The following is an 11,741-nucleotide window of genomic DNA, read 5'->3' on the forward strand; positions in this document are numbered from 1 at the left end:
AGGCAATAAAGTAACCAGCGTATTTGAAGCGTTGGCGTTTAGCAGCGTTGCTTTTTTAATTGCGTGTACGCCTAATAGTAAGCTGCACTAAACTGCGCAGGTGAAATCTTATTTATCCACATCATAGCTTAATGCGGCTGCGCCCAAAATACCACTGTTCTCCAGGTCAGAAACTTCAATCTTTATGTGTTCAAGTGCTTTTTGAAATCCAAATGTTTTAATTTGCCGCCACATGGTTGCAGAGAAATATGGAAACGCATAACGTACAGAGCCGCCAATAACAATTAACTCAACATCCAAAGCATACAACATCATTTTAATGGCATTGCCAAGGTGTTTTCCCATTTCTTCATACATTCCGATTGCTGCGACATTTCCATTTTTTGCATTTTTAAAGACTTCTTCACCGTTGATCTGATAAACGTTTTCGAAAAATTGCCCGCTGGCATAATACTCCACTGTTTTATCTAAGTGTTCGATCATTCCAAATTCACCCGCGCCTCCATTTTTGCCGGGGAATAATTTTTTATTAATTATGATGCCGGAGCCAAGGCCTGTACCCAGCGTTAAGCCAATCAATGAATGGTATCCTTTGCCTTTTCCAAAATAATATTCACCAAGCGCAAAACAATTCGCATCATTTTCAACATATACAGGAATGTTATAACGCTCCTCCATTAATTTTTGTAAGGGTATTTTTTTCCACGAAGGAATGTAAACAACATCATAAACCATTTGTTCTTCAGTATTAACAAGCCCCGGAACTCCTATGCCTATGGATGATACGTCCGGATTGATAAGTTCATCAGTAATTTGAAATAACTGCTCCAAAACTTCGCTTGCGCTTACCTGTGAGTTTATCCGTTTTGAAATAATTTCATGCAACTTATTTTCACTAACAATTCCGGCACGTACATTGGTGCCACCCATATCAATCCCTATAATATTTTTCTTATTCATTTTCATTTCTTGTAATAAGTGAAGCTGCTTCTTTTTCTAAGTAAATATCGATTTTCTTATGATTAAGCAATAAAGTCGCAGGCAATTGCGGGGATGCCTCCGCCTCTAACATTTTTTTGATGATGCCGGCTTTTTTAGTTCCGCTTGCCAATAACATTATAAAAGCTGCTTTTTGTAAAGAGGCTAATCCTAACGTGAGGCCCTTTGAAAGTTGCTGCTCGTTTTTAAAATATTTTTGCCCCACCAATTGCGTCATGGTATCAATATCTGCTATATGTGAAAATAGTTCAGGGTCAGTTCCAGGTTCATTCATGCCCACGTGGCCATTCATCCCAAGTCCAACAATAGCCACATCGATGCCTCCCATTAACGAAATATAATCCTCAACTCTATCGCAATCTGTCTGTAGGTCTTTTGCTCTTCCATCAAAAAAAATAATTTTATCCCCTGCAATTTGTAAAGGATAAAACAAATCATTATTTAAATGATACCTGCAGCTTCCTTCATCGTTGCCATTCATGCCCGCCCATTCGTCAAGGCCTATAAAATGCCAGTTAGAAACGTCAATTTGTTTTTCATGAACCTGGCTTATTAATTCTTTATACATGCCTTTGGGCGTATCTCCTGAAGCGGCACAAATCACCGGGTTTTCAAGGGGTAATATGAATTCCAATAAATCATTTACACATTTTTCAGACATGGATTTGTAAGATTCTTCCACTATTATTTGCATTGCGGGTATTTTTAAAAATGATTTATTTTTTATAGAACAAAGTAAGAAGTTTACCACAAAATTGAAACTAATCTTCTATAGAATTTTGTTTTTTATGTAGGATAAATATTATTGATGCACTTTTAAAAATTGGTTTAACTTGAAGGTGTGATTATCTGATATAAAATTTTTTACGATGCCTGGTGATTCATTAAATGTAAATATTAATTCCGGTGGATTGCAAAAAAATACTTTCGATGCAATCGTTATTGGTTCCGGCATCAGCGGGGGCTGGGCTGCCAAAGAACTTTGTGAGCATGGATTAAAAACTTTAGTTCTTGAAAGAGGAAGAAATGTAATGCACAACAAAGACTACCCTACAGCAACCATGAGGCCATGGGAATTTAAGCATCGTGGCCAGATGACTGAAAAATTTAAGGAAGAAAATCCTTTAATAACGCAAGCTGCAGGTTTCGATGAATCAACAGCCCATTTTTTTATAAAGGATAACGATCACCCGTACGTGCAGCAAAAACCGTTTGAATGGATTCGTGGTTACCAGGTTGGTGGCAAATCATTAATATGGGGAAGGGCTTGTCCGCGTTGGAGTAAATATGAATTCATCAATCCTGCAAAATATGGATATGGAATTGAATGGCCAATAGCCTATGATGATATTGCGCCATGGTATTCGCATGTTGAAACGTTTGCCGGCATTTGCGGAAATAAAGATGGAATCGAATCAATGCCTGACGGAGAATACCTTCCTCCATTCGAATTTAATTGTGCTGAAAAAGATATAAAGCAAAAATTAGAATCGAAATATAAAGACCGCTTTATGATACAGGGACGGTGGGCACAATTATCAGAGCCTAAAGATATTCACCTGAAACAGGGCCGGGGGCAATGCCAGGCGAGAGACTTATGTATGCGGGGATGCCCGTTTGGCGGCTATTTTAGTTCCAACTCATCCACGCTGCCATGGGCTGAAAGAACAGGAAATTTAACGATACGACCTTTCTCTGTGGTTCATTCAATTATTTATGATGAACAAAAACTAAAAGCAGTTGGTGTGAGAATTATTGATACAAACACACAAGAGAGCACTGATTATTTTGCAAGAATAATTTTTGTAAATGCATCTGCATTAAATACAAATCTCATTTTAATGAATTCCACATCCAATCGTTTTCCAAATGGCTTTGGAAATGATAATGGATTGTTAGGTAAGTATGTTTGTTTTCAAAACTACCGTGGTTCCGTTGGCGGCGATGTGGATGGTTATTTGGACAAATATTATTATGGCCGAAGAACCGCCGAATGTATGGTGCCCAACTTCAGAAATATTCATAAAAATGATATGGATTTTGTTGGTGGTTATATGGCTTTTACGGCCTGCTATCGTGCCAATGAAAATGCAGGAGGCGTTGCGGAACAAATTGGTGGAACTTATAAAGATGCATTAGCTGAAGCAGGCCCTTGGGGAATGTATATGTATATGCAGGGGGAAACCATTCCTAAAGAAACAAATTATGTTGCGTTGAGTAAGGATAAAAAAGATGGATGGGGAATACCCTTATTAGTAACCAATGTTGATTATGATGATAATGATGAGAAACTATTAAAAGATTTTTTAACACAAGCAAGTGAAATGCTGGATGCAAGTGATGTAAAAAATATTACACAACACGATAATCATTGGGCGCCCGGCCGGGATATACATGAGATGGGCGCATGTAGGATGGGAAAGGATCCTAAAACATCTTTATTGAATGAGAATAACCAGTTTCATAGTTGTAAAAATGTTTTTGTTACTGATGGCGCCTGTATGACGAGCACAGCCAATCAAAGCCCTTCCATTTTGTATATGGCGTTAACAGCAAGAGCTGTCAATTATGCAATTGATGAAATGAAGAAAGGGAATTTATAATTATTTATTAAAACCTGTTAATCTCTCTAAAATATTATATGAAAAGTATTACCTGTTTCCGGCGTTTATTCGTTTTATATTTCCTGGTAATTTTTTCTTCTACCTGTTACGCACAAACGAAGACTATTGATCAGAAAGTAGATTCAGTTTTAAAACTAATGACCCTTGATGAGAAGGTTGGCCAGATGAATCAATACAATGGCGACTGGGATGCGACGGGCCCCATTACTAATGATGGCGACAAACAAAACCAGATAAGAAAAGGAATGGTTGGCTCAATGCTTAACGTTACAGGAGTAGAGCATACAACACAGTTGCAAAAGATTGCCATGCAATCAAGATTAAAAATTCCTTTATTATTTGGACAGGATATTATTCATGGATACAGAACTACCTTTCCTATTCCTCTTGCAGAAGCGGCGAGTTGGGATTTAAAAGCTATTCAGCTCTCGGCACGGATAGCTGCAACAGAGGCGGCTGCAAGTGGCGTGCACTGGACATTTGCGCCTATGGTTGATATTGCCCGTGATTCACGCTGGGGAAGAGTTATGGAAGGAGCAGGTGAAGATCCTTACCTCGGTTCTTTAATTGCAACGGCAAGAGTGAAGGGTTTCCAGGGGAAAGGTTTTGGAAATACGGATGCAATAATGGCTTGTGCAAAACATTTTGCTGCGTACGGTGCAGCCATCGGCGGCCGTGATTATAATGCTGTTGATATGAGTTTAAATGCTTTGTGGGAAATTTATCTTCTTCCTTTTAAGGCTGCTGCAGAAGCAGGCGCTGCAACTTTCATGAATTCATTTAATACACTCAATGGAATTCCTGCTACCGGTAGTGCATACCTGCAAAGGGATATTTTAAAAGGCATGTGGAAGTTTAAAGGATTTATTGTGAGCGACTGGAACTCTGTTGGGGAGATGATTCCGCATGGTTTTGCAAAGGATAATTACGATGCATCATTCAAGGCAATTACTGCGGGGAATGATATGGATATGGAAAGCCGGAGTTACATACAAAATTTAGTACAGCTTGTAAAAGATGGGAAAGTAAAAATTCAATTAGTTGATGATGCAGTAAGGCGCATATTAAAAAAGAAATTTGAAATGGAATTGTTTGATGACCCTTTCAGATTTTCTAATAAAGAAAGAGAACAACAGCAATGGAATAATAAGCAAAACCTGGAAGCAGAAAAATTAATGGCCGAAAAAAGTATTGTACTACTGAAAAATGAGAATCAATTATTGCCATTAAGCAAGACTAACGTACAAGGTAAGACGATTGCTTTGATTGGGCCATTTATAAAAGGAATAAGGGACAACCTTGGTTTCTGGAGTTATACATGGCCCGATGATTCTGCACGAATTATTTCTGTTTGGGAAGGAATAAAAAATAAAGCCGGAGATAATGCAAATCTTCTTTACGCAAAAGGATGCAATATAAATGATACATCACATGTGAGTTTTAGTGAAGCCATCGAAACAGCCATGAAAGCAGATATTGTAATCATGAATGTAGGTGAAGCTGCTGATATGAGCGGTGAAGCCAAAAGCCGCAGCAATATTCATTTACCCGGTGTGCAGGAAGAATTGATTAAGGCAATTTGTGCTACCGGCAAACCTGTAATTGTAATGATCAATGCAGGAAGGCCATTAATTTTTAACTGGACTGCCGATCATGTTCCTGCGATCGTTTATACGTGGTGGTTAGGTACCGAAGCCGGAGCTGCAATTGCGGATGTTTTGTTTGGAGATTATAATCCTTCCGGGAAATTGCCCATGAGTTTTCCAAGAGCAGAGGGACAGATTCCTATTTACTATAATCATTTCAGTACAGGCCGCCCCGCAAAAAATGACAGCGATTTGAATTATGTTTCCTCTTATATTGACTTGCCCAACAGTCCAAAGTTTCCTTTTGGATATGGATTAAGCTATACAACTTTTTCTTATAGTGATATTAAGCTAAGTTTAACTAGGTTCAGGCCGGGACAGGATTTAAGGGCTTCTGTTGTTGTCACCAACTCAGGCAAATATGATGGAACTGAAACCGTACAATTGTATATAAGAGATATGGTGGGCTCTGTGGTGAGGCCTGTAAAAGAATTAAAAGGATTTCAACAAATATTTTTAAAAGCAGGAGAAAGCCAAACAATAACGTTTAAGATTACAACGGAAGATCTTAAATTTTATAACAATGATCTTAAATATATTTATGAGCCTGGTGATTTTAAGTTATTCATCGGGACAAACAGTGATGACGTAAGAGAAGCAGATTTTACTTTATTAAAATGAGTGCACTATCAATATTTATATAAAAATAATTTTAAGCTCGAAACGCCACCTGCGTATACATTTCGGCATTTTATCTATTCAACAAATCCTGTTGCAGGCAATTTAATATTTCCTTAATAATTAGGTAACGTTTTGGTTACATTAACAGCATTTCTTTGTATCCGATATATTTTTTTCAGTTGTTGATCTGTACGCTATCTTTTATTTACCATTAAATTCCAAAGTCATGAAAACAATAACCTATTTTTTTCAGAAAATCATTATCCGGATTTTCCTGCAACGGCTCTCAGCCTTTTATTCCCCGCTTAAGTTTTTCAAAGTGCAATTATAATGCAGCAAAAAAAGCGAAAGATTGAAATACTCGTTTTAAGCGATGTTCATTTGGGCACTTATGGTTGTCATGCAAAGCAATTGTTATCTTATCTTAAAACAATTAAACCTAAAACGGTTGTCCTCAATGGCGATATCATTGATATCTGGCAGTTCAGTAAAAGATATTGGCCCAAGAGCCACATGAAAGTGGTAAAACATATTATGGGATGGATGAGTAAGGGCATTAAGATTTATTATGTTACCGGCAACCATGATGAACTATTGCGAAAGTTTGTTGGTTTTAAATTTGGCTCATTGCAAATTGTAAACAAAGTAGTGCTTCCGTTAGCTGAAGGCAAGAAGGCATGGTTCTTTCATGGCGATGTTTTTGATGTTACCATGCAACATTCAAAATGGCTGGCAAAGCTTGGCGCTATTGGCTACGATACTTTGATCCTGATTAATATGCTGGCCAATTTTATTTCTGAAAAAATATTTAAGAAAGGAAAATTATCTCTTTCAAAAAAAATAAAAAACCGTGTGAAGAGTGCCGTAAAGTTTATCAATAATTTTGAAACTACTGCTGCAGATATTGGCATATCCAATAAATATGATTACGTGGTTTGTGGCCACATTCACCAGCCTGAAATGAAAGAGATAACGAATCATCACGGCTCTATTACCTATTTAAATTCGGGAGATTGGATAGAAAATCTTACGGCGCTTGAATACAATGATGGTAAATGGATTATTTATAAATATGATGAAGCTAATATAACGGACGTCATAGACGAAGATGCTGGAGAATATGAACTGGGTAATAAGGAGCTTTTTAGTAACATGCTGCAGGAATTTAATATGATGAGCTTAACATGAAAATATTATACGCCATACAGGGAACCGGTAACGGCCACATAAGCAGGGCAAGGGATATCATTCCTTTACTTGAAAAAAAGGGCGAGCTTGATATTTTAATAAGCGGTACGGAAGCAGATGTTGACCTTGGCTATCCCGTAAAATATAAACTCAAAGGAATGAGCTTTGTTTTTGGGAAAAAGGGAGGCATTGATTTGGCATCTACTTATAAGAAAGCAAAGTTGAAAAGATTTTATAATGAAGTAAAGGAACTTCCGGTAACGGATTACGATATCGTTATAAATGATTTTGAACCTGTAAGCGCATGGGCCTGCCGTATTAATAATAAAGCCTGCATTGGATTAAGCCACCAGGCGGCAGTTTTGAATAAAAAATGCCCGAAGCCTGCTAAAAAAGATGTGGTAGGAAAATCTATCCTAAAGAATTATGCCCCCGTAACAGAGAAGTATGGATTTCATTTTAAACCTTATGATAAAAAAATATTTACTCCCGTTATACGCGAAGAAATCCGAAATGCCGATAATAAAAAGCTTACGCATTATGCAGTCTATTTGCCCGCTTACGACGATAAGAGAATTATAAAAGTTCTAAAAGAAATTAAGGGTGTGGAGTGGCAGGTATTTTCAAAACATACGAAAAAAATATACGCTGAACAAAATGTTCATATCACTCCCATTAATAATACCGAGTTTATACAAAGTTTGGTAACGTCCACAGGAGTGTTATGTGGAGCGGGTTTTGAAACACCGGCAGAAGCCTTGTTTCTACAAAAGAAATTAATGGTAATACCAATGAAAGGCCAGTATGAACAACAATGTAATGCGGCTGCTCTTAAAGAAATGGGCGTGCCCGTATTGAAAAAAGTAAAAATGTCTAAGACTGAAAAGATAAATGATTGGGTTACTAACGGTGAAATAATTACCGTTGATTATCCCAATATTACCGAAGAAATTATAGAGGAAATTTTTAAGAAACATGCTCCGGTCATAACTCTTCCCTATGCATTGCCGATAAAAAATTCTATTCCCGGGAAAAAGACAAAGCAGATAGGTTTGGGAAATATCCTGCATCAAATTACCGGCTGATATGTTGCTGAGAAAAGAAGATTTTGGAAATGATTTCATATGGGGAGTTGCTACTGCTGCTTACCAGGTTGAAGGGGCTTGCGATATACATCTAAAGGGAAAATCTATCTGGGATGTTTTTGTAAAACAAAGAAGGAAGATATTTCAAAATCAAAACGGTGATGTTGCCTGCGATTTTTATAATCGTTATGCTAAAGACATCAGCTTAATGGCTGATCTTAATATTAAGAATTATCGTTTTTCAATTGCGTGGAGCCGCATATTTCATGAAGGCACAGGAAACATAAATTCTGCGGGCATTGACTTTTATAATCGTGTTATCGATTTTTGCCTCGAGCTTAATATAACGCCATGGGTTACACTATATCATTGGGATCTTCCATTTGAGCTTCAAAAAGAAGGGGGATGGGTGAACAGGAATATCGTCAACTGGTTCGAAGAATATGTTGCCTGTTGTGTAAAGTATTTCGGAGACAGGGTGACCACCTGGATGGTATTGAATGAGCCCATGGTCTTTACAGGAGCCGGATATTTTTTAGGCGTACATGCGCCTGGCAAAAAAGGCTTGAATAATTTTTTAGCTGCAACGCATCATGCTGCGCTTTGCCAGGCAAGGGGCGGAGCAATTATAAAGTCGTTGCAGCCACGCAGCAATGTTGGCACTACCTTTTCGTGTTCGCATATTGAGCCTTATCGGGCTATTGATAAACATATTTTAGCAGCAAAGAAGGTTGATGCATTATTAAATCGTCTTTTTATCGAGCCTCTTTTAGGACTTGGATACCCTGTAAAAGATTTAAAATTATTGCAGCGCATTGAAAAGTTTATAAAGCAGGATGATGAAAAAAATCTTGCATTCAATATGGATTTTATTGGCGTGCAGAATTACACGAGAGAAGTGGTGAGCCACAATAACTTTATGCCATTTATAAAAGCAAAAATTATTAAGGCCAATAAAAGAAAGGTGGAAACCACCTTAATGAATTGGGAAGTGTATCCTGAATCTATTTATAACATTTTAAAAAAATATAGCAGTTATAGAAATATGCCACCACTAATGGTTACAGAAAATGGTGCCGCGTTTAACGACGTTATGATTAATGGTAAAGTTCATGATCCTAAAAGAACGCAATACCTGAAAGATAATATTGCGCAGATACTGCGTGCAAAACAAGAAGGGGTTGATGTAAGAGGTTATTTTGTTTGGACCTTTCTCGACAATTTTGAATGGGCCGAGGGCTATTATCCCCGTTTTGGTTTGGTGCATGTAGATTTTGAAACACAAAAAAGAACCGTAAAATCTTCCGGTAACTGGTATGCATCATTTTTAAAAAATGTAACAACAGAAATGGTGAGCAGATTTAGTAAGACAGGTTAATTTTCATACACTCCCTATACACTGTCTATACCTTTGTTATGGTGTCAAAAATATTTATCAACTCTCATTTTAATAAAAAAAGGTGGCACTTTTCAGCACCACCTTATCATAGGAATGTTTAATATTATTTGCCTTCTTTTATCAATTTTAGTAGGACCATATCCTTGCCTTGTACCACCTGTGCAAAATAAATGCCCGGATGGTAACTGTTACCTAATTGTAAGGTGCTGTTGGCCGGAACATTACTGCGTTGTTCAACCGTTCTTCCCATTATATCAACCACAGTAATTGAAACCTTTTCATTACTTGCGCTCTTCAGGCCAAGTGTGAAGTAGTAGGAGGTTGGGTTTGGTAACACTTTTACTGCAAGCTGTGTAGGCTCGTTTGAAATGATGGTTCTTAAGTTATTATCCAACGCTGTTTTGTTAGAGCTGGTGCTGTGGATTACAATGGAACCACCGCCTAACACTGTTATTGGATCAGAATTATTATCGATACCCATCATGTTATCGTAGATTGTTGTAGTCGAGTTCCAAATCTTAATCCTGAATTTATCTGAGCCACCACCACCGCTGATGCTGCCATCAATTGCGGACACCATGAAATTATAACTACCTGAGCCGTTGATAGTACCAACTCCCTGGAATATAGCCTTTGGTCCCGCAATTACCAGTGAACCTGAGTTATAACTTGAACTATTGAAGTTAAGATTACCTGCCTGGAACTGGAATTGCGTATTACCAGTTGGTACATTGCTGCCTTTTTTATATTGGGAGTTGAATCCAAAGTTGGCTTTACCGGTCGCATTAAGATCAAGGCTGTATGCTCCTGCGGGAGACATTATCCAGCCGCCGCCGGTCACGAAGCCAGCGTTAGGATCGTATACAGAGAAATAAGCGTCAGTTGATGTTGCACAGCTTGCCCCGGCGGTTGCACTCACCTTATAAAGCCCCACACTATAGCCAGTAAAAGTCACTGTGGCTAATCCTGAAGCATCAGTTGTTGTGGAATATGTATTACCCGGAGTTACTGTGAAGATAACCGTTACACCACCTACGGCAGGCGTTATCTGAGCTTTGAGTGTATCGGGTTTGCTATTATTCAACGACCATGCATTACTACTACCTGATGCATCGATAGAGGCAATTCCATTGATCGTAAATGTTGCAGTGTTATATGCAATGTTGTAATTAGACAATACACCGGTTGGGCTTAATGTAGCTGAAATTTTATAATTGCCCGCAGATTCACCAGATACTCTACTGTAAGTTACCGACACATTATCTGATGTAATAAATCCTAAAAGTGTTCCGCTCGTAACTGGATTTAGATCACTCTGGCCGCAATATTTGCTATTGTTGTTTGGTGTTACAGATGCATCTTTTTTATCTATTGTAAATGCCGTAGCAGATGAGCTTGCAGAAGCCCAGTTGCCATCAGCGCTTGCAGCCACGGTAGCGGTTACAGTGTAGTTACCTGCATTGGTTGGCTTGGTTGAACTGGCAGCGTAATTGTTGCCTGCGTTATCAGTCCCTGTATAACTAAATGTATAAGAAGATCCGGTACCAGTATTGGTCGCAGCACCGGGACCCTGTGGTGATCCGTTATAAGTGTAAGTTCCAACCGGAGTAACGGTTACAGTTGGAGTAGCCTTATCGATCGTAAATGCTGTAGCAGATGAGCTGGCTGAACTATAGTTGCCATCAGCACTTGCAGCCACGGTAGCGGTTACAGTGTAGTTACCTGCATTGGTTGGCTTGGTTGCACTTGGGCCATAGCTGTGGTTTGCATTATCAGTTCCTGAATAACTGAAAGTATAAGATGTTCCTGTTCCTGTATTGGTAGCTGCCCATGGACCCTGTGGTGATCCGCTATAAGTGTAAGTACCTACCGGTGTTACCGTTACTGAAGGAGTTGCTCTGTCGATTGTAAATGCCGTAGCAGATGAGCTGGCTGATGTATAGTTACCATCAGCACTTGCAGCTACTGTTGCAGTAACAGTATAGCTGCCTGCATTGATTGGCTTCGTTGCACTTGGGCCATAGCTGTTGTTTGCATTATCAGTTCCTGAATAACTGAAAGTATAAGATGTTCCTGTTCCTGTATTGGTAGCTGCCCCTGGCCCCTGTGGTGATCCGCTATAAGTGTAAGTACCTACCGGTGTTACCGTTACTGAAGGAGTTGCTCTGTCGATTGTAAA

The 11,741-nt window shown here is 38.6% G+C and carries 8 protein-coding genes; 5 read left to right on the top strand and 3 right to left on the bottom strand.

What is annotated here, in order from left to right:
• Nucleotides 1-108: 108 nt before the first annotated feature.
• Both FW778_RS15830 and FW778_RS15835 read right to left on the bottom strand, forming a co-directional pair.
• Nucleotides 109-960 (bottom strand): ROK family protein, encoded by an 852-nt coding sequence (locus FW778_RS15830; RefSeq protein ID WP_235906294.1) that lies wholly within the window; start codon nt 958-960, stop codon nt 109-111.
• Nucleotides 953-1,693 carry a glucosamine-6-phosphate deaminase gene (locus tag FW778_RS15835; RefSeq protein WP_150415773.1) on the bottom strand — a complete coding sequence of 247 codons (741 nt, stop codon included), beginning with the start codon at nt 1,691-1,693 and terminating at the stop codon, nt 953-955. Before FW778_RS15835 ends, FW778_RS15830 begins: the two co-directional genes overlap by 8 nt.
• Before the next feature lie 175 nt (nt 1,694-1,868).
• Between FW778_RS15835 and FW778_RS15840 the strand changes: the two genes are divergently transcribed.
• The 5 genes from FW778_RS15840 to FW778_RS15860 all read left to right on the top strand — a co-directional run bounded on the left by FW778_RS15840 (nt 1,869) and on the right by FW778_RS15860 (nt 9,541).
• Nucleotides 1,869-3,602: a GMC oxidoreductase gene (locus tag FW778_RS15840; protein ID WP_150415774.1), complete on the top strand. Its 1,734-nt coding sequence runs from the start codon at nt 1,869-1,871 to the stop codon at nt 3,600-3,602.
• Between the two features lie 38 nt (nt 3,603-3,640).
• On the top strand, nt 3,641-5,890 hold the full coding sequence (locus FW778_RS15845) for a glycoside hydrolase family 3 N-terminal domain-containing protein (RefSeq protein WP_150415775.1): 2,250 nt from the start codon (nt 3,641-3,643) through the stop codon (nt 5,888-5,890).
• A gap of 330 nt (nt 5,891-6,220) precedes the next feature.
• Nucleotides 6,221-7,078: a UDP-2,3-diacylglucosamine diphosphatase gene (locus FW778_RS15850; RefSeq protein WP_150415776.1), complete on the top strand. Its 858-nt coding sequence runs from the start codon at nt 6,221-6,223 to the stop codon at nt 7,076-7,078.
• Complete coding sequence (locus FW778_RS15855) at nt 7,075-8,163, top strand: glycosyltransferase family protein (protein WP_150415777.1); 1,089 nt, start codon at nt 7,075-7,077, stop codon at nt 8,161-8,163. The genes FW778_RS15850 and FW778_RS15855 overlap by 4 nt, the downstream gene beginning before the upstream one ends.
• 1 nt (nt 8,164) lies before the next feature.
• Nucleotides 8,165-9,541 carry a GH1 family beta-glucosidase gene (locus tag FW778_RS15860; RefSeq protein ID WP_150415778.1) on the top strand — a complete coding sequence of 459 codons (1,377 nt, stop codon included), beginning with the start codon at nt 8,165-8,167 and terminating at the stop codon, nt 9,539-9,541.
• 124 nt (nt 9,542-9,665) lie between these two features.
• Here the strand turns inward: FW778_RS15860 and FW778_RS15865 are convergent.
• On the bottom strand, nt 9,666-11,741 hold a 2,076-nt coding region (locus FW778_RS15865; protein ID WP_150415779.1), incomplete at its 5' end, for an MBG domain-containing protein.

The organism is Ginsengibacter hankyongi (assembly GCF_008710285.1).
GTDB lineage: Bacteria > Bacteroidota > Bacteroidia > Chitinophagales > Chitinophagaceae > Ginsengibacter > Ginsengibacter hankyongi.

What these genes read in the sequence shown, in the direction of transcription:
- FW778_RS15830 (WP_235906294.1), bottom strand. Translation starts at nt 960, where the DNA reads ATGAATAAGAAAAATATTATAGGGATTGATATGGGTGGCACCAATGTA.
- FW778_RS15835 (WP_150415773.1), bottom strand. Translation starts at nt 1,693, where the DNA reads ATGCAAATAATAGTGGAAGAATCTTACAAATCCATGTCTGAAAAATGT.
- FW778_RS15840 (WP_150415774.1), top strand. Translation starts at nt 1,869, where the DNA reads ATGCCTGGTGATTCATTAAATGTAAATATTAATTCCGGTGGATTGCAA.
- FW778_RS15845 (WP_150415775.1), top strand. Translation starts at nt 3,641, where the DNA reads ATGAAAAGTATTACCTGTTTCCGGCGTTTATTCGTTTTATATTTCCTG.
- FW778_RS15850 (WP_150415776.1), top strand. Translation starts at nt 6,221, where the DNA reads ATGCAGCAAAAAAAGCGAAAGATTGAAATACTCGTTTTAAGCGATGTT.
- FW778_RS15855 (WP_150415777.1), top strand. Translation starts at nt 7,075, where the DNA reads ATGAAAATATTATACGCCATACAGGGAACCGGTAACGGCCACATAAGC.
- FW778_RS15860 (WP_150415778.1), top strand. Translation starts at nt 8,165, where the DNA reads ATGTTGCTGAGAAAAGAAGATTTTGGAAATGATTTCATATGGGGAGTT.